The organism is Micromonospora sp. NPDC051296 (assembly GCF_040682255.1).
Taxonomy (GTDB): Bacteria; Actinomycetota; Actinomycetes; order Mycobacteriales; family Micromonosporaceae; genus Micromonospora; species Micromonospora craterilacus.
In genome coordinates this window covers 23,222-48,948 of sequence record NZ_JBFBAO010000007.1, presented here as the reverse complement: position 1 = coordinate 48,948, position 25,727 = coordinate 23,222, and the positions used below count along the sequence as shown (strand labels likewise).

23 protein-coding genes are annotated in these 25,727 nt (G+C 73.0%); 11 read left to right on the top strand and 12 right to left on the bottom strand.

What is annotated here, in order from left to right:
- The first annotated feature begins 75 nt into the window (after window positions 1-75).
- Genes AB0M52_RS01635 through AB0M52_RS01625 form a run of 3 tightly spaced genes read left to right on the top strand, consistent with a single transcriptional unit; the run spans window position 76 to window position 3,040 of the window.
- Window positions 76-864, top strand: a complete 789-nt coding sequence (locus tag AB0M52_RS01635; protein WP_363947408.1) for a crotonase/enoyl-CoA hydratase family protein — start codon at window positions 76-78, stop codon at window positions 862-864.
- Complete coding sequence (locus AB0M52_RS01630) at window positions 861-1,886, top strand: phosphotransferase family protein (RefSeq protein ID WP_363947405.1); 1,026 nt, start codon at window positions 861-863, stop codon at window positions 1,884-1,886. The genes AB0M52_RS01635 and AB0M52_RS01630 overlap by 4 nt, the downstream gene beginning before the upstream one ends.
- Entirely contained in the window at window positions 1,883-3,040 is a 1,158-nt protein-coding gene (locus AB0M52_RS01625; RefSeq protein ID WP_363947402.1) for an acyl-CoA dehydrogenase family protein, read from the top strand. The genes AB0M52_RS01630 and AB0M52_RS01625 overlap by 4 nt, the downstream gene beginning before the upstream one ends.
- Window positions 3,041-3,078: 38 nt before the next feature.
- Here AB0M52_RS01625 and AB0M52_RS01620 read toward each other — a convergent pair whose 3' ends face one another.
- The gene (locus tag AB0M52_RS01620; RefSeq protein ID WP_363947400.1) at window positions 3,079-3,879 is read right to left on the bottom strand and encodes an enoyl-CoA hydratase/isomerase family protein; all 801 of its coding nucleotides are present in this window, start codon (window positions 3,877-3,879) and stop codon (window positions 3,079-3,081) included.
- A gap of 70 nt (window positions 3,880-3,949) precedes the next feature.
- Here AB0M52_RS01620 and AB0M52_RS01615 point away from each other — a divergent pair, with 70 nt between their 5' ends.
- The 4 genes from AB0M52_RS01615 to AB0M52_RS01600 are packed head-to-tail and all read left to right on the top strand — an operon-like array spanning window position 3,950 to window position 9,911.
- Window positions 3,950-5,035, top strand: coding sequence for a CaiB/BaiF CoA-transferase family protein (locus AB0M52_RS01615; protein WP_363947397.1), 1,086 nt, complete (start codon window positions 3,950-3,952; stop codon window positions 5,033-5,035).
- Between the two features lie 42 nt (window positions 5,036-5,077).
- Window positions 5,078-8,287: a fused isobutyryl-CoA mutase/GTPase IcmF gene (gene icmF / locus AB0M52_RS01610; protein ID WP_363947394.1), complete on the top strand. Its 3,210-nt coding sequence runs from the start codon at window positions 5,078-5,080 to the stop codon at window positions 8,285-8,287.
- 26 nt (window positions 8,288-8,313) lie between these two features.
- The gene (locus AB0M52_RS01605; protein ID WP_363947391.1) at window positions 8,314-9,072 is read left to right on the top strand and encodes an SDR family NAD(P)-dependent oxidoreductase; all 759 of its coding nucleotides are present in this window, start codon (window positions 8,314-8,316) and stop codon (window positions 9,070-9,072) included.
- Window positions 9,069-9,911 carry an enoyl-CoA hydratase/isomerase family protein gene (locus tag AB0M52_RS01600; protein ID WP_363947388.1) on the top strand — a complete coding sequence of 281 codons (843 nt, stop codon included), beginning with the start codon at window positions 9,069-9,071 and terminating at the stop codon, window positions 9,909-9,911. The genes AB0M52_RS01605 and AB0M52_RS01600 overlap by 4 nt, the downstream gene beginning before the upstream one ends.
- Here AB0M52_RS01600 and AB0M52_RS01595 read toward each other — a convergent pair.
- Window positions 9,838-10,728: an RNA polymerase sigma-70 factor gene (locus AB0M52_RS01595; RefSeq protein WP_363947386.1), complete on the bottom strand. Its 891-nt coding sequence runs from the start codon at window positions 10,726-10,728 to the stop codon at window positions 9,838-9,840. The two genes, AB0M52_RS01600 and AB0M52_RS01595, sit on opposite strands and share 74 nt — an antisense overlap.
- A 135-nt stretch (window positions 10,729-10,863) precedes the next feature.
- On the opposite strand from AB0M52_RS01595, the gene AB0M52_RS01590 reads away from it, so the two are divergent.
- The 4 genes from AB0M52_RS01590 to AB0M52_RS01575 all read left to right on the top strand — a co-directional run bounded on the left by AB0M52_RS01590 (window position 10,864) and on the right by AB0M52_RS01575 (window position 16,587).
- Entirely contained in the window at window positions 10,864-10,989 is a 126-nt protein-coding gene (locus AB0M52_RS01590) for a hypothetical protein (protein WP_363947416.1), read from the top strand.
- Between the two features lie 284 nt (window positions 10,990-11,273).
- Window positions 11,274-12,497 (top strand): multidrug effflux MFS transporter, encoded by a 1,224-nt coding sequence (locus AB0M52_RS01585; RefSeq protein ID WP_363947414.1) that lies wholly within the window; start codon window positions 11,274-11,276, stop codon window positions 12,495-12,497.
- A gap of 104 nt (window positions 12,498-12,601) precedes the next feature.
- Entirely contained in the window at window positions 12,602-13,939 is a 1,338-nt protein-coding gene (locus AB0M52_RS01580; RefSeq protein WP_363947383.1) for an SWIM zinc finger family protein, read from the top strand.
- Window positions 13,936-16,587: a DUF6493 family protein gene (locus tag AB0M52_RS01575; protein WP_363947380.1), complete on the top strand. Its 2,652-nt coding sequence runs from the start codon at window positions 13,936-13,938 to the stop codon at window positions 16,585-16,587. Before AB0M52_RS01580 ends, AB0M52_RS01575 begins: the two co-directional genes overlap by 4 nt.
- Before the next feature lie 289 nt (window positions 16,588-16,876).
- Here the strand turns inward: AB0M52_RS01575 and AB0M52_RS01570 are convergent, their stop codons facing one another.
- The 10 genes from AB0M52_RS01570 to AB0M52_RS01525 form a co-directional block, all read right to left on the bottom strand.
- A complete protein-coding gene (locus AB0M52_RS01570) occupies window positions 16,877-17,380 on the bottom strand; it encodes an SRPBCC family protein (RefSeq protein WP_363947377.1) in 504 nt (167 codons plus the stop codon).
- Entirely contained in the window at window positions 17,377-17,739 is a 363-nt protein-coding gene (locus AB0M52_RS01565; RefSeq protein ID WP_363947374.1) for a metalloregulator ArsR/SmtB family transcription factor, read from the bottom strand. Before AB0M52_RS01565 ends, AB0M52_RS01570 begins: the two co-directional genes overlap by 4 nt.
- A 102-nt stretch (window positions 17,740-17,841) precedes the next feature.
- Window positions 17,842-18,465: a class I SAM-dependent methyltransferase gene (locus AB0M52_RS01560; RefSeq protein ID WP_363947371.1), complete on the bottom strand. Its 624-nt coding sequence runs from the start codon at window positions 18,463-18,465 to the stop codon at window positions 17,842-17,844.
- Window positions 18,466-18,585: 120 nt separating this feature from the next.
- The gene (locus AB0M52_RS01555; RefSeq protein ID WP_363947368.1) at window positions 18,586-19,761 is read right to left on the bottom strand and encodes a zinc-dependent alcohol dehydrogenase; all 1,176 of its coding nucleotides are present in this window, start codon (window positions 19,759-19,761) and stop codon (window positions 18,586-18,588) included.
- On the bottom strand, window positions 19,758-20,753 hold the full coding sequence (locus AB0M52_RS01550) for an SRPBCC family protein (protein WP_363947365.1): 996 nt from the start codon (window positions 20,751-20,753) through the stop codon (window positions 19,758-19,760). Before AB0M52_RS01550 ends, AB0M52_RS01555 begins: the two co-directional genes overlap by 4 nt.
- A gap of 257 nt (window positions 20,754-21,010) precedes the next feature.
- On the bottom strand, window positions 21,011-21,169 hold the full coding sequence (locus AB0M52_RS01545) for a hypothetical protein (RefSeq protein ID WP_363947363.1): 159 nt from the start codon (window positions 21,167-21,169) through the stop codon (window positions 21,011-21,013).
- 139 nt (window positions 21,170-21,308) lie between these two features.
- A complete protein-coding gene (locus tag AB0M52_RS01540) occupies window positions 21,309-22,127 on the bottom strand; it encodes a PrsW family glutamic-type intramembrane protease (RefSeq protein ID WP_363947360.1) in 819 nt (272 codons plus the stop codon).
- An 87-nt stretch (window positions 22,128-22,214) separates the two neighbouring features.
- Window positions 22,215-23,036 carry a hypothetical protein gene (locus tag AB0M52_RS01535; protein ID WP_363947357.1) on the bottom strand — a complete coding sequence of 274 codons (822 nt, stop codon included), beginning with the start codon at window positions 23,034-23,036 and terminating at the stop codon, window positions 22,215-22,217.
- Complete coding sequence (locus AB0M52_RS01530) at window positions 23,033-24,046, bottom strand: DUF916 domain-containing protein (protein ID WP_363947354.1); 1,014 nt, start codon at window positions 24,044-24,046, stop codon at window positions 23,033-23,035. The genes AB0M52_RS01535 and AB0M52_RS01530 overlap by 4 nt, the downstream gene beginning before the upstream one ends.
- A gap of 33 nt (window positions 24,047-24,079) precedes the next feature.
- Complete coding sequence (locus AB0M52_RS01525) at window positions 24,080-25,603, bottom strand: HtaA domain-containing protein (RefSeq protein WP_363947351.1); 1,524 nt, start codon at window positions 25,601-25,603, stop codon at window positions 24,080-24,082.
- Window positions 25,604-25,727 lie beyond the last annotated feature (124 nt).

Here is a 25,727-nt window from a genome sequence, read left to right as displayed (position 1 = left end):
CGGTCCCCCGCTGCGCCGTGGGGTCGTCCCCCAGCGGCGGTCAACTGAGCGAGCGATAAGTAAGCAGGAGTGAAGATGGAATCTTCCGAGCCGGCGCAGCTCGAGGTCCGGGACGGCGTCGCCGTGGTGACGCTGAACCGGCCCGCGGCGCTCAACGCGGTCAACGCCGACCTCTCCCGGGCGGTCGGCGACGCCGTCACCACAGCCGAGGCCGACCCGCGGATCCAGGTCATCGTGCTCACCGGCGCGGGCCGGGCGTTCTGCGCCGGCGCCGACCTCAAGGCGATCGGTGCCGGCGTGCCGCTGCACCACCCGGAGCATCCGGAGTGGGGTTTCGCCGGGTTCGTCGACCGGCCCCGGCAGAAACCGACTATCGCGGCGGTGAACGGCCTGGCCCGGGGCGGCGGCACGGAGCTGATGCTCGCCTGCGACCTGGTCGTGCTCAGCGAGGAGGCCACCGTCGGCCTGCCGGAGGTACGGCGCGGCCTGTTCGCCGCCGCCGGCGGGCTGATCGAGCTGCCCCGTCACCTGCCGGTGAAGGTGGCGATGGAACTCGCGCTGACCGGATCCACGATGGACGCCGCCACCGCCCTGCGCTGGGGTCTGGCGAACCGGGTGGCGCCCGCCGGTGAGGTGCTCGCCGCCGCGCTCGCGCTGGCCGGGGAGATCTCGGCCAACGCGCCGCTCGCGGTACGGGTGAGCCGGCGACTGGTCCGCGGGGCCGCCGGGGCCGGCTCGCCCTGGGACGCCGAGCTGCACGACCAGCAGGACCGCGCGATCGACGAGCTGCTGGTCAGCGACGACGTCCGGGAGGGCGCGACCGCGTTCACCGAGAAGCGGGCGCCACGCTGGAGCGGGTCGTGACCGCGCCGCCGGTCGACCTCACCGCGCTGGCCCGCGCGCTCGCCGAGCGCGGGATCGCCGTCGCGGGACCGTTGACGGCGACGCTGGTCGCGGGCGGCAAGTCCAACCTGACCTTCCGGATCACCGACGGGGTCGGCCGGTGGATCCTGCGCCGCCCGCCGTACGGCTCGTACCACCGGGGGGCCCACGACGTGGCCCGGGAGTACCGGGTGCTGGCCGCCCTCGCGCCCACCCCGGTCCCGGTGCCGCCGGTCGTCACGCTCGGCACCGAGGCGGACGTGCCGTACTACCTGATGACCGAGGTGCCGGGCACCGTGCTGCGTACCCGGGAGCTGGTGGCGACGGTCGCCCCGGCCGACCGGCGGCGGTTGTCGGTCGCGATGGTCGACACCCTCGCCGACCTGCACGACGTACCGATCGACTCGGTGGGCCTGGCGGACTTCGGCCGGCCGGACGGATTCCTCGCCCGCCAGCTCGCCCGGTGGCACCGCCAGTACCACGCCGTCTCCCAGCGGCACACGGTGCTGGTCGACGAGTTGGCCGAACGGCTCGGGGCCGGCCTGCCACCGCCGGTCGGCGCCTCGGTCGTGCACGGCGACTACCGCATCGACAACCTCATCGTCGCGCCGGACGATCCGGGCCGGATCGCGGCCGTGCTCGACTGGGAGATGGCCACCCTCGGTGACCCGCTCGCCGACCTCGGCATGCTGGTGATGTTCTGGGACGAGATCGGCCGGCCGTTCAACCCGATCACCGGCGGGCTCACCGCGTTCGAGGGGTTTCTCGACGCGGACGAGGTGGTCGCCCGCTACTGCGCCCGCCGCGGCCTCGACGGTCCGGTGTCCGCGGCGCTGCCCTGGTACCTGGCCTTCGCGAAGTTCAAGCTCGCGGTGATCCTCGAACAGATCCACGTCCGACACACCTCGGGACAGACCCTCGGCGACGGCTTCGACGGGATCGGTCGGATGGTCGACGAGCTGCTCGACGACTGCGCCACGGCAACCCTGAAAGGACGGCGATGAAACGCAACCTCTACACCGACGACCACGAGCAGTTCCGCGACGTGGTACGGACGTTCGTCGCCCGTTCCGTGGTCGACCACCTCGACCGCTGGGAGACCGAACGGCTCATCGACCGCGAGGTGTGGATCGCCGCGGGAAAGCAGGGCGTCATCGGGCTGTCCGCGCCGGCCGAGTACGGCGGCGCCGGGCAGCACCACGACTACCGCTACCGCAACATCGTGCTCGAAGAGCTGGCCCGGGTGCACGCCACCTCCCTGGCCTCCAGCTTCTCGCTTCAGGACGACATCGCCATCCCGTACCTCGCCACGCTCGGCTCGCCCGAGCAGCAGGCCCGCTGGCTGCCGGCGATGGCGGGCGGTGAGCTGATCGGGGCGATCGCGATGACCGAGCCGGGCACCGGCAGCGACCTGCGCGGGGTACGCACCTCGGGGCGGCGGGTCGACGGCGGGTGGCTGGTCAACGGCGCCAAGACCTTCATCACCAGCGGCATCAACGCCGACCTGGTCATCGTCGTCGCCCGCACCGAGACCGACGACGGTTCGCCCGGCCTCAGCCTGCTGGTGGTGGAGCGGGACATGGCCGGTTTCAGCCGGGGCCGCAAGCTCGACAAGGTCGGCCTGCACGCCCAGGACACCGCCGAACTCTTCTTCGAGGATGTCTTCGTACCCGACGCGAACGTCCTCGGTGAGCTGGGTGGTGGGCTCCGGCAGCTGGTCGGCCTGCTGCCGCTGGAGCGGCTGTCCATCGCCGCGCACGCCGTGGCCGTGGCCGACGTCGTGCTCGCCGACACCCTCGGCTACGTCGACGAGCGGCGGGCCTTCGGACAACCGATCGCCGACTTCCAGAACACCCGGTTCGAGCTGGCCGCGATGGCCACCGAGATCGACGTGACCCGGGCCTTCGTGGACAAGGCGATCCTGGCCCACGGTGCCGGCGACCTCACCGTGGTCGACGCCGCGAAGGCGAAGCTGTCCGCCTCGGAGATGCAGAACCGGGTCATCGACCGCTGCCTGCAACTGCACGGCGGGTACGGCTACATGCTGGAGTACCCGGTGGCCCGGGCATTCCAGGACGCCCGGGTACAGCGCATCTTCGGCGGCACGAACGAGATCATGAAAGAGATCATCGGGCGCGACCTGGTCGGTCGCCGGTGACCGGCCAGGTCTCACGCCCGCACGCCGTGCCCGGACGGTCAACGGCGGTGGTAGGTCGGCGCCCGCTTCTCCAGGAACGCCCGGGTCGCCTCGACCCGGTCCTCGGTCATGTTCGCCACCATCTGCTGCCGGTTCTCGAACTCGACCGCGGCCCGGAAGCTCGGCGTCTCCAGCGCGATCCACATGCCCACCTTGGTCAGTTCGACCGAGGCCGGCGGGTTGCGCATGATCTCGGTGGCGGTGCGGCGCGCCTCGGCCAGCAGTTCGTCGGCGGGCACCACCCGGGCCAGCAGTCCACCCTGGAGCGCCTCGGCGGCGTCGAAGCGGCGGCCGGTCAGCATCAGCTCGTGGGCCCGCCCGGCCCCCATGATCCGGGGCAGCAGCCAGGACACCCCGATGTCGCAGGCGGAGTAGCCCGCCCTGATGAAGGAGACGGCGAAGACCGCCTCCGGCGCCGCGATCCGCACGTCGCTCGCGCAGACCAGGGCGAGCCCGCCCCCGGCCGCCGCCCCGTTCACCGCGGCGATCACCGGCTGGGGCAGTTCGTGCAGGCGGTGGGCGAGATCGGCGATCTCGCGCTGCCGGTCGAAGGTACGCAGCATCTCCCCGCCGGCGGCCACCTGGTCGTCGTCGCCGTACCCGCCGAGGTCGAGACCGGCGCAGAACGCGCGTCCCGCGCCGGTGAGCACGACCACCCGGCAGTCCCGGTCGCGGCGGATCGCCTCCAGCGCGGCGGCGAGGTCGCCGACCAGGCTGTGGTTGAGCGCGTTGAGCGACTCCGGCCGGTCCAGCGTCAGCGTCGTGATGCCGTCCTCGCCCCGGTCCACCTGCACCGTCATGACTGCCGTCCTTTCCTTGCCCGCGTACTTAGCGAACGATAACTAGATCCTGGCGGAAGGAGAACCCACTGTGACCCGCGCCCTCGACCAGATCCGCGTCCTCGAACTCGCCGGGATCGGTCCCGGTCCACACGCGGCGATGCTGCTCGCCGACCTCGGCGCCGACGTGGTGCGGGTGCAGCGGCCACACTCCTGGCCCGACCAACTGCCCAGCCACGTGCTGCGCCGGCGTACCACCGTCGAGGCCGACCTCAAGGACCCGGCCCAGCGGGACCGGGTACGCGACCTCGCCGACCGGGCCGACGTGCTGATCGAGGGCTTCCGTCCCGGCGTGGCCGAACGCCTCGGGCTCGGCCCGGACGTGCTCACCGCCCGCAACCCCCGGCTGGTCTACGCCCGGATGACCGGCTGGGGACAGACCGGCCCCCGGGCGCACACCGCCGGCCACGACCTCAACTACATCTCGATCACCGGAGTCCTGCACGCCATCGGGCCGGCCGAGACGCCGGTGCCGCCACTGAACCTGGCCGGCGACTTCGGCGGCGGCTCGCTGTTCCTCGTGGTCGGGATCCTCGCCGCTCTGGTCGAACGCGCCCGCTCCGGCCTCGGTCAGGTGGTCGACGGCGCGATGGTCGACGGGGTCAGCGTGCTGGCCCAGCACGTGCTGGAGATGAAGGCACAGGGGGCGTGGGCGTACGGCCGGGCCCAGAACCTGCTCGACGGCGGCGCGCCGTTCTACCGGGCGTACCGCTGCGCCGACGACCGGTTCGTCGCCGTCGCCGCGCTGGAGCGGAAGTTCTACGCGCTGCTGCTCAAGGGACTGGAACTCGACTCGGCCCCCCTGCCCGACCAGTACGACCGCGCCGGCTGGCCGGCGCTGGCGGCGGAGTTCGAGCGGGCCTTCCGGAGCCGCACCCGCGGCGACTGGAGCCGCGTCTTCGACGGTACCGACGCGTGCGTGACCCCGGTCCTCACCTTCGACGAGGCGGTCGCGGAGCCACACATCGCGGCCCGGGGCTGCCTGCAGTCGGTGCACGGCCACGTCGCCGCGGGCACCGCACCGCAGCTGTCCCGGTCCGTCCCCCCACCGGCCAGCGCCGAGACACCGGCCACGGTCACCGACGTGGCCGCCCGGTGGGCCCCGGCCGACGGCTGAGCCCCCCACCGCCACCCCGACTGCGAAGGTTCGAGTGCCGAGATGCCCCTCCACGTCGCCAGCAACCCGATCCGGTTCGTCACCGCGTCGAGTCTCTTCGACGGCCATGACGCCTCCATCAACATCATGCGCCGCATCCTGCAGAAGCAGGGCGCGGAGGTGGTGCACCTGGGCCACAACCGCTCCGTCCAGGAGGTCGCCGACGCCGTCGTCGAGGAGGACGCGCAGGGGGTCGCCATCTCCTCGTACCAGGGTGGACACATCGAGTACTTCGAGTACCTGGTCGACTCGCTGCGCACGGCCGGCGCCGGCCACGTGCGGGTCTACGGCGGCGGTGGCGGCGTGATCGTGCCAACCGAGATCGCCCGACTGCGCGGCCGTGGCGTCACCATCTTCTCCCCGGAGGACGGCCAGCGGATGGGCCTGCCGGGCATGGTCAACGTGATGATCCGCGAGTGCGACGTGAATCCCTGGCAGCGGGATCCGGTCGACGCCGCCGCGGTGCTCGCCGGTGACCGGCGGGCGCTGGCCCGGGCGATCACCGGCGCGGAACTCGGCGCGCTGCCCGACCCGATGCTCGACAAGCTGCGGGCCGTCGCCGAACGCCGCGGCACACCGGTGCTCGGCATCACCGGTACCGGCGGCTCGGGCAAGTCCAGCCTCACCGACGAGCTGATCCGCCGGCTGCGGATGGACCAACGGGACGAGCTGCGGGTCGCCGTCGTCGCGGTCGACCCGACCCGGCGGGCCACCGGCGGCGCGCTGCTCGGCGACCGCATCCGGATGAACGCGCTGGACGGGCAGCGCATCTACTTCCGCTCGCTGGCCACCCGGGGCGGCCACCAGTTGCCCGAAGCTCTCGGCACCATCATCGACCTGCTGAAGGCCGCCGGGTTCGACCTGGTCGTGGTGGAGACACCCGGCATCGGGCAGGGGGACGCGGCGATCGTCCCGTACGCCGACGCCTCGCTGTACGTGATGACGCCGGAGTACGGTGCGGCCACCCAGCTGGAAAAGATCGACATGCTGGGCTTCGCCGACGCGGTGGCGATCAACAAGTTCGAGCGGCGCGGAGCCGAGGACGCGCTGCGCGAGGTGCGGCGGCAACTGGTGCGCAACCGGGAGGCGTTCGGCGCCCGACCGAGGGACATGCCGGTGTTCGGCACCTCGGCCGCCACCTTCAACGACGACGGGGTGACCGCGCTCTACCAGCACCTCAGGACGCTGCTGGTCGACGCCGGGCTGCCGGCCGGCGACGGGGTGCTGCCCCGCGTGGACGGGCGGGCCTCGACGATGATCCGGCAACTGCTGCCCGGCTCGCGGATCCGGTACCTCGCCGAGATCGCCGAGGCGGTACGCACCTACCACGCCGGCACCGAACGCCTGGCCGAGCAGGCGCGGCGGGTGCAGCGGCTGGAACTGGTCGCCGCCGAGGTCGACTCGCCACCGGTGCACGACCTGCTGGCGACCGCCCGGGCGCAGTTGCCGGTCGACGTCGGCCGGCAACTCGCCGAGTGGCCCGAGGTGGTGTCGGCGTACCGCGGCACCGAACACGTCTTCCGGGTACGGGACCGGGAGATCCGCACCCCGTTGACCCGGGAGTCGCTGTCCGGCAACGCCATCCCCCGGGTCGCGCTGCCCCGCTTCACCGACCACGGCGAGTTGGTGCGCTTCTTCCGGCGAGAGAACCTGCCCGGCCACTTCCCGTACACCGCCGGGGTCTTCCCGTTCAAACGCGACGGCGAGGATCCGGCCCGGATGTTCGCCGGCGAGGGCGATCCGTTCCGCACCAACCGCCGGTTCAAGCTGCTCTCGGCCGGCTCCCCCGCCACCCGGCTGTCGACCGCGTTCGACTCGGTGACGCTGTACGGCCGGGACCCGGACCTCCGCCCGGACATCTACGGCAAAGTCGGCACCTCGGGCGTCTCGGTCGCCACGCTCGCCGACATGCGCGCCCTCTACGACGGCTTCGATTTGGTCTCCCCCACCACCTCGGTCTCGATGACCATCAACGGCCCGGCGCCGACGGTGCTGGCCTTCTTCCTCAACACGGTCATCGACCAGCAGGTGGACCGGTTCGAGGCCGAACACGGGCGGGCGCCCGGCGCCGACGAGCACGCCACGCTGAGGGCCGAGGCGCTGCGCCAGGTCCGGGGCACCGTGCAGGCCGACATCCTCAAGGAGGACCAGGGGCAGAACACCTGCCTGTTCTCCACCGAGTTCTCGTTGCGGATGATGGCCGACATCCAGGAGTGGTTCATCGCCAACGAGGTGCGCAACTTCTACTCGGTCTCCATCTCGGGCTACCACATAGCCGAGGCCGGGGCGAACCCGATCAGCCAGCTCGCCTTCACCCTCGCCAACGGTTTCACCTACGTGGAGACGTACCTGGCGCGTGGCATGCACGTCGACGACTTCGCGCCGAACCTGTCGTTCTTCTTCTCCAACGGGATGGACCCGGAGTACTCGGTGCTCGGCCGGGTGGCCCGGCGGATCTGGGCGATCGCCATGCGCGACCGCTACGGCGCCAACGAGCGCTCCCAGAAGCTGAAGTACCACATCCAGACCAGCGGGCGGTCGCTGCACGCGCAGGAGATGGACTTCAACGACATCCGCACCACCCTGCAGGCGCTGATCGCCATCTACGACAACGCCAACTCGCTGCACACCAACGCGTACGACGAGGCGGTCACCACCCCGAGCGAGGAGTCGGTTCGCCGGGCGCTGGCGATCCAGCTCATCATCAACCGCGAGTGGGGCCTGGCGATGAACGAGAACCCGCTGCAGGGGTCGTTCATCATCGACGAGCTGACCGACCTGGTCGAGGCGGCCGTGCTGGCCGAGTTCGACCGGATCAACGACCGTGGTGGCGTCCTCGGTGCGATGGAGACCGGCTACCAGCGCGGTCGCATCCAGGACGAGTCGATGCGCTACGAGCAGCGCAAGCACGACGGCACGCTGCCGCTGATCGGGGTCAACACGTACCTGCGCGACGACCCCGACGCGCCCGCGGCCGTCCCCCAGCTGGCCCGGGCCACCGAGGCCGAGAAGGAGTCGCAGCTGCGCCGGCTGCGCGCGTTCCACCAGACCCACCGCGCCGAGGCCGACGCGGCGCTGGCCCGGCTCAAGCAGGCGACCATCGCGGGCGAGAACGTCTTCGCCGTGCTGATGGACGCCGCCCGGGTCTGCTCGCTCCAGCAGATCACCGACGCCTTCTTCGCCGTCGGCGGGCAGTACCGCCGCAACGTCTAGCACCACCGAACAAGGGAGTCATCAGCATGCGGATCGCCACCACCGCCGCCGTCGTGACCGGCGGCGCCTCCGGACTCGGCGCGGCCAGCGCCGCGGCCCTGGCCGCCCGGGGATCGTCCGTCTTCGCCCTCGACCTCGAATCGTCGATCGCCCGAGCCCCCCAGGTCGACGGTGTCACCTACCTCGCGGCGGACGTCACCGACGCCGACAGCGTGCGCTCCGCCGTGGACACCGCGGCCGGGTCCGGAGTCCCGCTGCGGATCGTGGTCAACTGCGCGGGGATCGGCCCGTCGGCCCGGATCCTCGGCCGCAAGGGCGTCCACGACCTCGCCCTGTACGCGAAGATCGTGCAGGTCAACCTGATCGGCACGTTCACCGTGCTGGCGCTGGCCGCCGAGCACATCGCCAAGACCGAGGGTGACGAGCACGGCCAGCGCGGCGTCGTGATCAACACCGCCTCGGTGGCCGCCTACGACGGCCAGGTGGGCCAGGCAGCCTACTCCTCCTCCAAGGGCGGAATCGTCGGACTGACCCTGCCGGCCGCCCGGGACCTCGCCCAGTACGGCATCCGGGTCAACACCATCGCGCCGGGCATCATCGACACGCCGTTGCTCGCCACCGTCTCCGAGGAGTTCCGGGCCGCGCTGGCCGACGGCGTCCCGTTCCCCCGGCGCCTCGGCCGGCCCGACGAGTTCGCCCAGTTGGCGCTGGCCATCATCGACCACGACTACCTCAACGGCGAGGTGTTCCGGATGGACGGCGCGCTGCGGATGGCCCCGCGATGAGCGAGCGCCAGGCAAGCGCCGGTGGACCCGTGCGGTACGAGGTGGACACCGCCCTGGCCCGGATCACCCTGGACCGGCCGGCCGCCTCCAACGCGATCGACCTGCCGACTGCCGAGTCGTTCGCCGCCGCCGTGGCGCGCGCCGCGGCCGACGAGACCGTACGCGCCGTGCTGCTCACCGGCGCGGGTCGCCGCTTCTGCGCGGGCGGTGACCTCGCCGCCATGGCTGCCGCCGCCGACCGTGGGGCGTACGTCCACGCCCTCGCCAGCACGCTCGACCTCGGGCTGCGCGCGCTGGCCGACCTGCCCAAGCCGGTCGTGGCGGCGGTGCAGGGGGCTGCGGCGGGGGCCGGGCTCGCCGCCGTGCTGTCGGCGGACGTCGCCGTGGCGGGCCGCTCGGCGAAGTTCGCCGCCGCGTACACCGCCGTCGGGCTGACCCCCGACTGTGGATTCTCGCGGTTGCTCCCCCGGGCGGTGGGTCAACCTCGGGCGCTGCACCTCACGCTCACCCGGCGCAGCCTCAGCGCGGCCGAGGCGTTGGAGTGGGGCCTCGTCGCCGAGGTGGTGGACGACGACGAGCTGACGGCTCGGGCCGAGGCGCTCGCGGCCGAGCTGGCCGCCGGCCCGGTCCGCGCCCTCGGCGAGGCGAAACGATTGCTGCGCGGTTCGTGGCACCAGTCTCCGCAGGAGGTGGCGGAGGACGAGGCACGCACCATCGCCGCGCTGGTCACCGGCCCGGAGGCGAGCGAACGCATCGACGCGTTCCTCAGCGGCTCACCGTGGTCTCCCGCTCCACGCGCGACAGCTTCTCGGGATTGCGCACGTAGTAGAGCCCGCTGACCAGGCCGTCCTCGACCCGGACCGCGAGGACGCCGTCCAACTCTCCGTTGAGCCGCACGATCAGAGCCGGGCTGCCGTTGATCTGTGCCGGCTCGACCGACATCTCGGCACCGACCTGGCGCAGGCCGACGCCGAACAGGCGAGCCACCTTGTCGGCCCCCACAGTGGGTCGCGGAACGGCCTGCTTGACTCCGCCGCCGTCGCTCAGGGCGACCACGTCCGGCGCGAGGATGTCGAGCAGGCTCTGCAGGTCGCCCGTCTCGACCGCCCGTTGGAAGGCCTTGAGCGCGGCCCGGGTCTCGGCCGCGGAGGCGACCCCGCGCGGCCGACGCGCGGCGACGTGTGCCCGCGCCCGGTGGGCGATCTGGCGGACGGCGGCGGGGCTCTTGTCGACGGCTTCCGCGATCTCGTCGTACCCGAGGTCGAACACCTCGCGCAGCACGAACACCGCCCGCTCGGTCGGCCCGAGCGTCTCCAGCACCAGCAGCATCGCCATCGAGAGGCTGTCGGCGAGCGCCACGTCCTCGGCCACGTCGGGCGCGGTCAGCAGCGGCTCGGGCAGCCAGGAGCCGACGTACGTCTCCTTGCGCCGGCCCAGCGTACGCAGCCGGCTGAGCGCCTGGCGGGTGGCGATCCGGACCAGGTAGGCACGCTGGTCCCGGACCATGTCGAGATCAACGCCCGCCCACCGCAGCCAGGTCTCCTGGAGGACGTCCTCCGCGTCCGCCGCCGAGCCCAGCATCTCGTAGGCGACCGTGAAGAGGAGATTGCGGTGGGCGACGAACGCCTCGGTGGCGGGATCCGGACTGCCGGCCATGGTGGGCTCCTGTCCGCTCGATCTCGACCGTGTCACCACAAGACGCCGGGCGTCGCCGTGCTGTGACACCACATGTCACAGGGATCGAGTTGCCGGCATCTCATGTTCGACCAGTTACCCCGACGGGAGGCCAACATGGGGATCGTAGTGGTGGGCGCGGGCTACGCAGGCACCTTCGCAGCGAACCGGCTGGGCAGGATGTTGAAGGCTGCCCGGATCACGGTGATCAACCCGCGACCCGACTTCGTGGAGCGCGGCTGACCCGCGACGACACCGCCTGACACACGTTCCGTGGCGTCGTCGTCGCCGACCGCGAACGGCTCGGCAGCTGGGCCGACGGCCTCTGACCGTCCGGTGACCGCGACCCACGGGCTGTGACCTGCGTTACCTATCCGCGGACCGGGAATCAGCCCACCGGCTCCGGGTTTGGAGCCAGATGTGACCATCGCACGACTGCCTGCCCTGCCACGCCCGGATCGCCCGGAGCGGTCCCGGTGACCGCCGCAACCGCCACCCCGACGGCGGCGCTGATGCCGGGTGATCTGATGAGCCGCCGGCAACGCCTGCGGCTCATCCTCGTCCTCGGCTCGCTGATCGCGGTGGGACCGCTGACCATCGACATGTACCTGCCGGCGCTGCCCGCGATCGTCGACGACTTCGCCACCAGCTCGGCGGCGGTCCAGTTGACCCTCACCGGCACGCTGGTCGGGCTCGCCCTGGGCCAGTTGCTGATCGGCCCGCTGTCGGACGCCGTCGGCCGGCGCAAGCCGCTGATCGCGGGCACCGCGCTGCACGTCGTGGCCTCGGTCTGTTGCGCCCTCGCGCCGAACATCGTGGTGCTCGGCGGGCTGCGGGTCATCCAGGGGCTGGGCGCCGCCGCGGCCAGCGTGATCGCCATGGCCGTGGTACGCGACCTGTTCAGCGGCGCGGCCTTCGCCCAGCTGCTCTCCCGGCTGCTGCTGGTGATGGGAGCCGCCCCGGTCCTCGCCCCGACCCTCGGCAGCGAGCTGCTGCGGTGGACGCAGTGGCGCGGGGTGTTCGCGGCACTGGCCGTCTTCGGCGTGCTGCTCATGCTGATCGCCCTGCTCGGCCTCCAGGAGACGCTGCCGCCGGCGCGACGCCAGCGTGGTGGGGTGCTGCCCACGACCCGGCTCTACGGCTCGCTGCTGCGCGACCGCACCTTCGTCGGGCTGGTGCTGGTCGCCGGGCTGGCGATGGCCGCGATCTTCGCCTACGTCAGCGGGTCCTCGTTCGTTCTGCAGGGGCAGTACGGGCTCGACGAGCAGCAGTTCGGGCTGGCCTTCGGCGCCGGAGCGGTCGGCCTGATCGCCGCGACCCAGGCCAACGTCCGGCTGCTGCGCCGCTACTCCCCGCAGCGGATCCTGGCGACCGCCCTGCTGGTGGGGTCGGCCGCCGGCCTGGCGTTGCTCGGGTTCGCCGCGACCGGGCTCGGCGGGCTCCCGACCCTCCTCGCCGCGCTGTGGCTGGTGCTCGCCGCGGCCGGCCTGGCACTGCCGAACGCCCCCGCCCTGGCCCTGAGCCGGCACGGCGAGGCAGCCGGCACCGCCTCCGCCCTGCTCGGCGCGGTGCAGTTCGGCATCGGCGCGCTGGCCGCGCCGCTGGTGGGCGTGTTGGGCACCGGGGCGGTCGCGATGGCCCTGGTGGTGGCCGGTGGCCTGGTCTCGGCGCTGGTCGTGCTGCACCTCGTGGTGCGGCCGGCCCGGCTCGCCGCGCCGGAGCCGGAGCCGGTGGTCGTCGCCGCCCACTGACCGACACGCCGCCGCCTGCGCCGGCGCCGCCGGCGTCGGCGTCGGCGCAGGTCCGCCGTGGCGTACGTGGGCAATGTCGGTGGGGTGCTCTACCGTCCGGCGGCGTGAACGCAGTGCAGACGTACCGCTATCTCGCCTCCTCCGTGCTCGGCCAGGGCTCGCTCGCCCTGCAGACCAGCGGCGGGCCGGCACCGAATCCCCGCTTCTTCACCGGCTTCCTCACCACGCCGCAGGCCGCGGCGGTCGGCCTGCTGGCCGTGGCCGAGGTGGCCCGCACCCGCTACCACCGGCCGATCAGCCCGGCCAGCCTCGACCCGGTGGTCACCGGCAGCCGGGGCCGGCTCCGCTTCGAGTCCTTCTCCGGGTGCTGCGGGGTGTACGCCCGGCTGGACGCGCTGCCGGCCGGGCTCGACGGTGACGTGGTCGAACACGGCACCACCAACGTCGACGTCAACACTCCGCTGCGCGAGGCGCTGACCCGGGTCGGCGGCCTCGACCCGCTGCACCTGTCGGTCGGCCCCGACGACCTCACAGTGTCCACAATGGATGTCGAGGTGGTGGAGAAGAAGGTTCCGCTGCCCGTGCGCTGGCTGCGCGGCTTCGCCGAGGTACAGGTGCTGGCCGCCCGGTTCGAGCCCCGGGCCGAGCTGCCGGCGGCCGAGGCGGCGGCGTTCCTGCGCCGGCTGCCGACCGGCAACGACCGGTCGGTGCTCTGGGTGGTGCCCGCCGGCCGGTCCCTGCGGTTGACCTCCCGGCCGGTCGCCGGGGCGGTCTGCCTGGCCGGGGCGAGCCGGCTGACCGCGCTGCGCCCGATGTTGCGCTTCGCGAAGACCCTGCGGGTGTACGGGCCGACCGTGGCTCCCGGTTCCGCCCCCGTGCCGAGCGTCTGGGAACTGGACACCGGCGCGCTCCGGCTGTCCCTCACCCTCTCCCCCGAGCCGTACCGGGGTTTCTCCGGCGAGGGTGCCGCGCTCACCGCGCTGGCCGGCGACGAGGTGGTCGACGACGCCGACCTGATCTCCGCGCTGCTGTCCTGGGACCCGACCATCGACGTGGACCGGCTGGCCGGCCAGGCCGGCATCGACGCGGGGCGGGTCCGGGGCGCACTGGCGCAGCTCGGCACCGCCGGCCGGGTCGGCTACGACGTGGCCGAGGCGGCGTACTTCCACCGGGTCATGCCGTACGACGCGGGCCGGGCCGAGCGGGACAATCCGCGTCTGGTGGGCGCGCGGGCGCTGCTCGACGCCGGGGCGGTCGAGCGGGACGGTACGGCCGCCACGGTGCGCAGCGGCGACGAGGTGTACCGGGTCCGCGAGCTGCCCGACGGCGGCCTCACCTGCACCTGTCCCTGGTGGGCCAAGCACCGCGGGCAGCGGGGGCCGTGCCGGCATGCCCTGGCCGTCCGGATGCTGGTCACCAACCAGGTCGAGGAGCGGGTGTGAAACCAGCACAGCAGCTCGCCATCATGATGAGCACCGTGCGGCGCCAGCGGGAGCTGGCAGCCGGTGGCACGAGCGACCTGTTCGACCTGGTGTCGAAGGGTTCCGCCGATCCGATCGCGGCGGCCCTGGCCGGGCTGCCCGAGGAGCGCCGCCGAGAGATCGGCGTGGAGCTGACCGCCTGGTTCAAGAAGCGCGACCGGGAGACCTGGTGGGATTCCGGCACCGGCACCGCACTGGCGGTGGCCGTGGTCGGCTGCCTGCCCACCGCCGCCCAGGCGGCGGCGATCCTCGGCCGCGCCTCGGTCAACCTGGACGGCGTCCGGGCGGCGGAGCTGGTCCGCGGCGTCGCCGCGGAGCGGGGGGTCACCTGGCTCGGTGACCTGGCCCAGCGGCTGGCCGGAAGGTTCAACCAGGAAACCTGGGTCGATCGGTGGCAGTTCGTCGCCGCGCTGCTGCATGCCGAGGGCGCCGCGCCCCCGACCGACGACCGGTCCGTGCAGCTGTGGCTGAACGCGGTGGAGTTCCCGGACCGGTTTCGCCGGGGCCGACCAGTGCCCGTGGCGGACCGGCTGCGCGCCGACCCGTTCCTGCCCGCCATGCTGCCCCGGCTGTTCGAGGTGGACGGCCTCGGCGCCCTGATGATGTTCGACGTCGTGTACCGGGACTGGGAGAACCGCGAGCGGCACGCCCTGCTGACCGCGCTGGCCCGGCTGGCCGCCGACGGGGTGGTCGACCGGGTGCTGCTGCTCGACGGCTCGATCGGCCGGCTGCTGCGCGGCGACCGGCCCGGCGCGCTGCGCGCCTTCACCACCCTGCTCGGCCTGCTCCAGCCGACCACCACCGAGATCGCCGCCCGCAGCACCGACTACCTGCGTCTGCTCACCGACGCACCCGCCCCGGTGGCCACCATGGCGCAGCAGGCGCTGCGGGAGCTACCCGAGCTGGAGTTGGAGGCGGTCCTCGACGCGTCCCGGCAGGTGCTCGCGCGGCCCGACAAGGCCCTGGTCCGGGGGCAGCTCACCTGGCTCGACCGGCTGGCCCGCCAGCACCGGGACCGAGCCGCCGAGATCGCCGAGGTGATCGCGGTCGCCACCGAGCATCCCGCCGTCGAGCTGCGGGACCGGGCGACCACCCTGGCCGCCCGGCACGGCTTCGAACCGGCGCCGGCCGGTCCCGGCCCGGTGGTCAGCCGGCCGCGTGGCGACGACCTGCCCCCGCCCCCGGCGCCCCAGCCGGTGCCAGCCCCGATCACCGAGGTGGACGAGCTGGCCGAGGAGGTCGCCGCGCTGCTCGGCACGCCGTCGCCGGGCACCGGGCTGGAGCGGATCCTCGACGGGCTGGTCCGGCTCACCGCCAGCGACAGCACCGGGGTCGCCGACGCCCTGGGCCCGATCATCGAGCGGCGGCACTGGTCCTGGGGCCACGAGCACAGCTACCAGCCGATGTGCCTGTGCGCCGTGGTGGTCGACCTGCTCCGGTCCGTGGTCGACCGGCATCCCCGCCGGCGCAGCCGCTGGGAGGCCCTGCTCGCCGCCGTACGCCGCGTCGACCCGGCCCGGTCGACGCCGGAACTGGCCACCACCGACCCCCGGATGCCGCCGCCGCACCGCCTGCTGCGGGCCCGGCTCGCCGAGATCGGCATCCGCTTCGGCGAACCGGGGCTGGCCGGCCTGCTCTCCGCCCCGACCTCCGGCAACGGGGCGCTCGACCCACTCGCCCTGGTGGAGCGGCTGGCCGCGCTGGGCGAGCACACGCCGTGGACGTGGGATCTCGCCCAGGCACTGCTGCGGCTGCCCGCCGACACCGACGAGGCGGTGGCCGGCAAGGCGGCAGCGCTCGGTACGCCGGCCGGGGACCGACTCGCCGCATGGCTGCGCGACGGCGGGCTGCCGCAGCCGGTCATGCGGGCCACTCCGGTCAACCGGCGAGCGCGTCGGTCCGGCTACGACTGGGAGTTCGACCAGCTGCCGGCCCAGCGGTCCCTGGTCGAGTTGCGCCCGCCCGAGGGGTACCACGACCGGTACGGCCTGCTCACCGCCGACCCGGCACCGATCGGGATGGAGCACTCCGGCTGGGCGAACCTGTGGCCGTCGATCCTGCCTGGGCACCGGGGCGTGGTCGCCGCGTACGTGCTGCCGATGGTGGCCGCCACCGCAGACATGGACCAGCGCGATGGCACCGCGGTGCTGCCGTTGCTGGCCGAGGCCACCGGCCCGGGTGGGGTGGCGCTCGACCTGGCGGTGGCGTACGGTCTCGGCGCCCGGCACAGCGCGGACCGGGTCGCCACCCTGGACGCTCTGCTCGCGCTCGCCGCCGCCGGCCAGCTCGACGCGACGGGCACCGGCGAGCGGTTGGGAACGCTGGTCGCCGGGGGGTTGGTGAAGCTGTCTCGGGCGGTCGAGCCGCTGCGCGACGCCGCCGCGGCGGGCGCGCCGCTGACCGTGTGGCGGTTGTTGGCCGCCGCGCTGCCGACGGCGCTCACCGCGCCGCGTGGCGTACCGGACCTGCTGACCCTGGCCACCGAGACGGCTACCGCCACCGGCGTGCGCATCGAGGTGCCCGGCCTGGCCGAGGTCGCCGGGCGGAGCGGGTCGAGTCGCCTGGTCACCGAGGCTCGTCGCCTGCACCGCGCTCTGGCCACGCTGTGACCGTGCCGGGCGCGGGGCCGGCCGTGGCCGATCCCGCGCCCGGTGCGGTGGTTCACCTCGTCGCCGACGGCTCGTCGGCACTTGCTGAACGCACGGTCAGGATCAATCGCCGGTGTCGGAGGGGATGCGCTCCGACACCACCTCCTGCGCGGTGTCGGGGTCGACGTGTCGCAACGCGTACGCCATCACCCCGCTGGCCATGCTCGGTCCACAGCGCGAACCGCTGTTCCTGCCGCTTGGCTGCCTGGTCTTCGCTCACACCAGGTAATGTCCGGCCGCGGGCTGATTTTTACCGCGACGCCGTTCGCAGCCCCTCGAAGTACGCCCTCATCGCCGGGTAGTAGTCGTCGAACGACGGCATCGGCGCGTCCTCGCGGGCCGCCACCAGACGATCGAGGTAGTACTCCCAGCCGGGCCCGACCTCGCCGATGCCCCCGACGTCGTCCAGGTGGTGGACGAAGCGCAACTCGGTCCGGTCGCCGCGCTCGGTCAGCAGCAGTTCCATCCGCCAGTCGCCGGACTCGTCGCGCATCGACAGGGCCAGCCGTCGAGGCGGCTCGCACGCGTCGATCCGCACTTCAGACCAGGGCGTTCCCTCCTCGAAGGCCATCTGCACCCGGATGCTCGCGCCGGGCGCCGCCTCGCCCTCCCACGGGCCGAACCACCGTGCCGTGCGCCCCGGCTCGGTCAGGCTGGCCCAGACGTCCTCGGCGGGAGCCCGGAAGGTGCGGGTGACGACCAGGTCACCCCCGCCGCCAGCGCCGAACAGTTGCCCGGTTGATATGCGTGTCACGCGGATCGCTCCTCTGCGGCGTAGGGCGCGCCGCCGGTGCGGCGGTCGCGGCGGGCACGGTAGACCTCGGTCTCCAGGGCGTCGAACCGGCGCTCCCAGCCGTCGGCCCGGGTGAACTGCGTCAGCCACCGGACCAGGTCGGCGAACCGGGTCGGGTCCAGCTCGTACAGCCGCTGACGGCCGACCACGGTGTCGCGCACCAGGCCGCTGGCGCGGAGCACGCGCAGGTGGCGGCTGATCGCCGGGCGACTGATCTCGAACTGGTCGGCGATCTGACCGGCCGGCAGCCGGCGCTCCCGCAACAGCTCGAGGATGCGCCGACGGACCGGGTCCGCGATGGCGGCAGCTACCTCGTCCACCGCATAAGCGTAACCGATGCGTTACGTGTTTGCCGGCCGCATGCCCGCCGGTAGGCCACGGCGCTTCGGTCCGTGTCGAATGGAGGCCAGGAGGCGGCGGGATCAGTGGCGGGCGGGCTTGCGGGCGTGGACGCGTTCGATGGCGCCGTAGGTCAGGCGTTGCGTGTCGACCGTCTCGAGGCCGAGTCGTCGGACGGTGTGCAGCGGGCGTCGGGTGTAGTGCTCGCCCTGCAACGGGATGCTCACCATTTCGGCGACATGCTGGACGGCGCGTACGACCGGGTGGGACGCGACGATGTGGTCGGCGAGCAGCAGGCTGCCGCCGGGCCGTAGCACCCGCACCGCTTCGGTGAGGGCGGCCCGTTCGTCGGGGACGCAGCACAGGCTGAACGTGCACAACACGGTGTCGAACCGGTCGTCGGCGAAGGGCAGCGCCGCGGCGTCCGCCCGGGCGAGCGCGACCGGCCGGGCCGACCTGCTGGCCCGCCGTGCGGCGACCCGCACCATCTCCGGGCTCCAGTCGACGCCGATGACCTGCACGTCATCGGGGTAGTGCGGGAGGTTCAGCCCGGTGCCGACGGCCAGTTCGAGGGTGGCGCCGGTGGCTCGCTGGCACACCCAGCGGCGGCTGTCGGCGAGCAACCGACGCTCCATCGTGGCCGTCTTCTGCTCGTAGCCGGCGGCCCGGTCGTCCCAGTAGTGGATGAGTCGCGCGCGTCGTGGCACCTGGGGCCCCCGATCCTCCTGGTCCGCCTTCGCCCGGGTTCCACAGTCCCGAGCGGGCCCCATCCTGCCACGCTCGACCCAACTCCCGGTCCGCGCGCCAGGCCTCCCGGGGCAGGCTGATCAGGGTTTCAGGACCACCTTCATGCACTCGTCCTGCTTGTTCTTGAAGATGTCGTAACCCTCCGCCGCGTCGTCCAGCCGCATGGTGTGGGTGATGATGAAGCTCGGGTCGATCTGTCCCCGGCGGATGCGGTCCAGCAGCGGTCGCATGTAGCGCTGCACGTGCGCCTGCCCGGAGCGCAGGGTCAGCGACCGGTTCATGAACGACCCCATCGGGAACTTGTCGATGAAGCCGCCGTAGTCGCCGATCGCGGCGATGGTCCCACCGTTGCGGCAGCTCAGGATCGCCTCCCGCAGGGCGTGCGGCCGGTCGGTCTCCAACCTCGCCGCCTGCTTGACCCGGTCGTACGCGTACAGCGCGGCCGAGGCGTGGTGGCTCTCCATGCCGACGGCGTCGATGCAGGCGTCCGGACCGCGTCCGGCGGTCGTCTCCCGCAACGCGTCGAGGACGTCGGTCTCCTCGTAGTTGATGGTCTCCGCGCCGGCCTTCTCCCCGGCCATCCGCAGCCGGTACGGGTAGCGGTCGATGACGATCACCCGTTCCGCGCCGAGCAGGAAGGCGCTGACCGCGGCGAACTGGCCGACCGGCCCGGCACCCCAGACGGCGACGGTGTCACCCGGGGTGATGTCGCACAGCTCGGCGGCCATGTATCCGGAGGGCAGCACGTCGGACAGGAACAGCACCTGCTCGTCGGAGAGGTTGTCGTCGACCTTCAGGGCGCCCACGTCGGCGAAGGGCACCCGGACGTACTGGGCCTGTCCGCCCGCGTACCCGCCGAGCAGGTGCGAGTAGCCGTAGATGCCGGCCGGAGAGTGTCCCAAGGCCAGCTCGGCGATCCCCGCGTTCGGGTTCGAGTTCTCGCACAGGGAGTAGAGCCCACGCTGGCAGGAGGCGCAGTCGCCGCAGGCGATCGGGAAGCCGACGACCACCCGGTCGCCGACCCGGAAGCCGTCGCGTACGCCGGGGCCCAGCTCCACGATCTCGCCCATGAACTCGTGACCGAGCACGTCGCCCCTACGCATGGCGGGTACGAATCCGTCGACGAGGTGCAGGTCCGAGCCGCAGATCGCCGACGAGGTGACCCGGACGATCGCGTCCCGCGGGTTGAGGATCTGCGGGTCCGGCACGTCCTCGACGGCCACCCGGTTGGGTGCGATCCAGCAGTTCGCCCTCATCGGCTCGCCACCGGCCACTCGACCCGGGTCGCCGGTGGCTGCCCGGGGCGCTGCCTCAGCTGTTGCTGCCCGCTGATGCCGTCGGGGCTGCCGTCCGACCGGGTGATCTCGCCGGTCTCGATGACCTGCTTGAACCGCCGCAGGTCGTCGCGGACCTGCTGCTGCGGGTCCTCGCCGAAGGCCCTCGCGACCAGGGCGCCCACCTTGCGGCCGGGCGGGGTGACCTCAAGTTCCACCCGCACCTCCGTGCCCCGCCCACCGGCGGCGCGCCGAAACTCCACCCGCCCGGAGTTCGGCACCGGCGATCCGTCGACCGACTGCCAGGCGATCAGCTGATTGGTCCGGTCCTCCACGATCTCCGCCTCCCACTCGACGGTTCGGCCCGCCGGGGCCTTCGCCGCCCAGCGGGTCCGCCCGTCCCCGCTGCGCCGCACGGACTGAAGGTGGTACATGAAGCGCGGCAGGTTGTAGAAGTCGTGCCAGTACCGGTAGGTCTCCTCGACACCGCGGTTGACCGTCACCGACGCGGTGATCCGCTCCCCCGCCGACAGCCGGGGTCGACCCGGCGCGCGCAGTGCCGCGTACAGGTCCACCGCGGTGAGGCCGGCCACCGCCGAGGTGACGAACAACAGGCGTCGCCGTCGCGGTCCCCGGCGGGAGCGCAGGGCCACCGCCAACGCGGTCAGGTCGACGGCATCCCCGGCGACCCGGGCCCACGCACCCCACCCCGCGCGGCGGGGAACCAGCAGCGCCGCGGCGTGCCCAAGTTCCCGGAGGCCGGCGATCCGCAGCACGGTCCGGGCCACCCCGGAGTCGTCCACCCCGCACAGCCAGCTGGCCCGGGGCCCGGCGCCGAGGGAGGCCGCGCCGAGGCCGAGACTGAGCCAGCCCCGGAGGCGGGCCATCCCCGCTGCCCCCGTGCTCTGGCTCGCCCGCTCGATACCCAGGGAATCCGTCACCGACCGGACGCCCGTCGTGCTACGTCGGCTCATACCCGTCACTCCTTCATCTGTGGTGCCACCGCAGGTGGCAGCGCAGGTGCCAGCGCACCCCGTCGACGGCGGCGGGGCGCGTCTTCCCGGAAATCGCGTGATCACGCGACAAACCCCGAGCGCCGCGGTGGGTGCGCTCGGGGTTGGGAGGCCGACCTGCGTTCCGGCGAGCACCGGGGCGTGGTGGAGTACGGCCGGGCGGACGGCACGCAGCCGACGGCGCCGGCACCCGGGGTGCCGGCGCCGACGGCGACGGGTCAGCGCTTGGCCTGTTGCTTGGCCATCTGCGGCTGCTCGCCCTTGCCGACCCTTCGCAACGCCTCGCGCAGCTGGTCCTCGGTCATCTTGGAGTTGCCCTCGATGCCCGCACTGTGTGCCTGCTGCCGCAGCTCGTGCAGCTTCTCCCGGTCACCCATGTCGACCTCCCCGTACAGTCGGCGGCGGCGTGTCCGCGCGGACGTCGCATTCCCGGCCCGACGTACGGCAAACAGCCTCGGCCGGTCGCCGGGGCGCAGGCCGAGGGCCGATTCTCCCGACCGGGGCGGAAGGTGACAGCTATGGCGTTACGTCGCCGCGGGGTCCGGTGACGGGCCCGCCTGTCGCGGTCGATCGTGGTGCCCAGGCGCGGTAGTGGTGGAGTTCCAGCAGCACCCAGCCGAGCGACACCACCCCGATGACGACGTACGCCAGGGGTGCATTGACGGCGTCCCAGCAGACGTGCAGGATCACCGCGCCCAGGTAGGTGACCACGAACAGCAGCCACCGGCGGGCGCTGGGCGCGGCGGCCAGGGCGAACAACGCCGCGGCGGTCACCCCGGTCCAGGACAGGTGCGCGGCGGGTGCGGTCAGGCCCCGGAACAGCAGCACCTCCTCGACGGCGCCGAGGCTTCCCTTCGACGTGACCAGCGCCCTGAGCGCGTATCCCATGGTTTCGAGCGCCGCGAAGCCGGCGCCGGACGCCACCCCGATCACCAGGCCGTCGCTCGGGGATCGGGGCCGCCGGCGCCACAGCAGCAGGATCACCGCCGGTACGACCAGCTTCGCCGCCTCCTCGATCAGCCCGACGTACACGATCGGTAGCACGCCGAGCCGGCGCAGGGTGTCGTACTCGAGCCAGCCCGCGGCGGCGACGCCGATCACCCCGCCGAAGACGGCCGCCACGGTCACGATCGAACCGGGGACCCGCCACCCGCCGGAGCGAGCCTGCGCGAAGGTGAGGAACGCCGCCGGCGCGATGGACGCGCCCAGCACGATCAGCAGCAGCAGGAAGATGACGTTCCGGGTCGTGACCAGAGCGAGGAGCACCAGCAGGTAGAGCGCGATGCCGACGAGCAGCACCACGAGCCACGCCCACCGCCGTCCGACGGTTGCCATGCAGCGAGTATCGCAACGTCGCCCCCTCCCGTCGGGCCGTTACGTTCCGATCAGAAGGCCACGACCCGCACACCGGCGGTCCGCTGCTCAGGGCGCTGAGCTCGGTCGCCGGCGGGGGCGCCGCGAGGTCAGTGCCAGTGCGAGGACGGCGAGGCCGAACAGGCCGGCGAGGCCCCACGGCTGGTGGTCGGTGCTCACCTCGACGAGATTCGCGGTGCCGGCCGTGACGATCTCGCCCCGGATCTGGTAGCCGCCGACCGCGGGTGCCGGCAGGGTGACCGGTACGCGGATCACGCGTTCCTCTCCGGCGGCGAGGTCGGGCACCACGGGCGGCGCGACGAAACCGGTGGGGATCGCATCCCGGCCGACGCTGAACGACAGGGCGACCGCGGCCGGCACCGACTCCTCGTTGCGCAGCCGCAGCACGACGGTACGTCGGGCCGGGGCACCGAACTGGCCGGCCCAGCCACCGTCGCGTTCGACGTGCGCCTCGGTCACGGCCGGCGGGCGGGTCGCCATCTGCCGGACATTGCTGGCGGGAGGTGATGTCGCGCCGGTGACGACCAGCGGAACGGTGGCGGTGAACCGACGGTCCAGCGTGGTCACCCGTACCTGGCAGGGACAGCCGGCCGGTGGCACCACCACGGTCAGTGGTGCGCCGCCGGCACCGCCGGTGGGCAGGTGGGTCTGCACCGAGGTGTCGACCGCGCAGCTGGGCGGCGTACCGGCGCCGCACAGCTCGATCACGACGGTGCCGGTGGGCCAGCCGGTGAGCCCGACCAGGACCCGCTCGCCCGGCTTCGCCTCGGCCCGGTCCACCACCAGCTGCGGGTGCGCCGGGGCCGGGCTCGGAGCGCCGGCGAGGACCAGTCCGGCGACCAGGACGGCACCGGACGCCGGGAGCCTCATGTGGCGGTCGACCTTCGCCGTCGCCGGGCCCGCAGCCGGGTGACGAGCAGCCAGCCGAGCGCGGCGAGCAGCACGGCGGTCCAGACCCAGGGCATCGCCCAGGTCGTGACGGTACGGGTCACCGTCGGCAACATGCGGTCGGGGGTGGCCGGGTCGACCACGACGTCCACGGCCAGCCGGCCGGTGGGCACCACCCCGTTGATCTGCTCGGTGACGGTGATCGCCGCGCCGGGCAGCAGTTCGGGCACCGCGACGGGTGCGGTGTCGGCCAGTCGGATGCCGAACGGGGCGTTGACGCGTACCTGGCCGGTGCCGGTCAGTCGGGTGTTGCCGGTGTTGCGCAGCCGGTAGCTGACCACGACTGGTCCGCTGCCGAACGGGTTGAGCGGGTTGTCGTAGCCGATCCGCATCGCCTCGACCTGGAGCGCGGGGCGGACCGGACCGGCCACCCGCAGGTAGATCCGGGCGGCGACCCGGCGGTCGAGGTTGACCCGCTGGCCGCCGCCGGTGGGCTGGACCTGCGCGATCGAGGCCACCACGCCGCCGGCGTGGTCGCCGGGGCTGGCGTTGGCGGGCACGGTGAGCTGGAACGGCACGATCACCCGCTCCCCGGCGGGCACCCGGTAGGTCCGCTCGGCGAACACGGTCCAGGAGCCGACGTCGGTGGCCGGCCGGCTCGCCGGGTACAGGCCGAAGCCGCCGTCGGCGGTGGTGAACGCGTCGGCGCCGTACACCGCGAAGGTCATCGGGGTGTCGCTCAGGTTGGTGATGGCGACCCGGTCCTCGATGCGCTGGCCGGGCTCGGCGTCGTGGACGAAGTAGCTGCGGCCGGTGGGGCCGTCCGGCCCGGAGGGTTGGACCGCCCAGGTGAAGCCGTCGTCGGCGCTCGGGGACGAGGTGGGGGCCGGGGCCACGGCGAGGGCGGCGGCCGGGCCGCCGGCCAGGGCGGTGGCGAGCGCGGCGAGGACCGCGATCGCGGCGACCAGGTGCGGGGAAGGGCACCTCGTCATCGATCTGCGCACAACAAGGTGCCCTTCCATGCGTCAGGACAGGGTCAGGGTGAGGGTGGCGGCGTAGTCGCCGGGCGCGGTGCCGGCCGGCACCCCGAGGTCGAGGTCCGCGCCGCATCGGAAGCTGCCGGCGCTGGCGCCGGCGGCGGAGCTGCACAGCGTACGGGCGCTGCCCAGCCCGGTGCCGTCACCGGGATCGGCCCGCCCGCCGGGGCTGACCACCCCGGCCGCGCCCACCAGCCCGTCGGCGAGCACGGACGCGTTCGGCGCCCAGCCGAGGTTGTCGGCGGCGATGGTGCCGCCGAGCGCGCTGGTGAACTCCTCCACCTGGCCGATCACGTTCCAGCCGGCGTTGGTGCCGCGCAGGTCGCTGACCGTCACCGCGTTGAGCGCCCCGTCGGCGACCGCGCCGGGGTGCACGGCCGACAGCGTCACGGCGCTGCCGGACGAGGTCAGGGTCAGCGGGCCCGACTGCAGCACCTGGGCGCTGATCTCCTGCTCGGCGCCGCCCGGGGCACCCGTACCGCCGCCGAAGGTGATCGGGGTGAAGGTGTCCTGGCTGCGGTCGCTGGAGGCGTGTGCGGCGAAGGTCAGCACGTAGCACTGCACGGCGGTGCAGTCCACCGTGTCGCCGTTGCCGTCGGTGTAGGCCGGGACCAGGTCCAGGGTGGTGGAGAAGGTGCCGTCGGCACCCAGCTTGACCTGGGCGGCGGAGGACGAGGCGTTCTTGTGCACCCACTTGACCGGCTTGTAGGGGCGGGAGTTCGTCCAGTAGTTGTCGCCCTTCGGGCCGAAGGCGACGTAGAAGCCGACGCCGCCGTTGGCGTCCGGGTCGAACCCGGAGCCGGTCACCGTGACCGTGGTCCCCTCGCGGTCGAGGGCGGCGGACGGGTCGACGGTCACCGACGGGGTGGCCGGCCCACCGCCGGATCCGGTGGTCAGGCTGAACGACAGCGGGTCCAGCGCGGTGCCGGCGGAGAAGAAGCTGGCGAAGGCGGTGGCCCCGGTCTCGGTGAGCGTGGCGGTGAGGTTGCTCCAGGTGACCGTGTCGCCGGAGCCGGTCGGGCTGGTCGCGCCGGTGCCCAGGGTGGCGATCGCCGCCTGCTTGATCTGCACCGGTTCGAAGCCGCCGCCGCTGACCTGCAGGTCGACGTCGGCGAGCAGGGAGCCGCCGGCGCCGTCCACCACCACGGTCGGGTTGGCCAGGGTGATGGTGAAGAAGTGCGCCGGGTACGAGAACACCACGGTGCCGCCGTAGTGGGCGGTGGTCGCGCCGGTGGCGCTGTCGTACGAGCCGCCGGCGGTCGGGAACCGGAAGGTGCCGTCGGCGTTGCGGGTGGCGCCGCCGGTGACCGCGATCGGCGGGTTGCCGTTGCCGGTCGAGACGTACGCGCGGAACGAGCTCTTGAAGCCCCAGTCGAGGCTTCCCCCGGTGATGTCGGCGGGTGCCGCCATCGCGGGATTGATCACTGCCAGTGAGGCGGCGGCGCCGAGGACGGCTGCCGTCGCCCACCGGTACGACCGTCGACGGATGCCGCCGGGTCGGGGTGCGGACATGTGTCTTCCTCTCGGGAGGGGGAGGGCGGTCTTAGGTTAGGCTCACCTAATCTCCTAGGAAATCCTCCGAACACCCTCTTGCGCGAACCCCAAGATCTACTTAGGTTAGCCTAACCAAATCTTG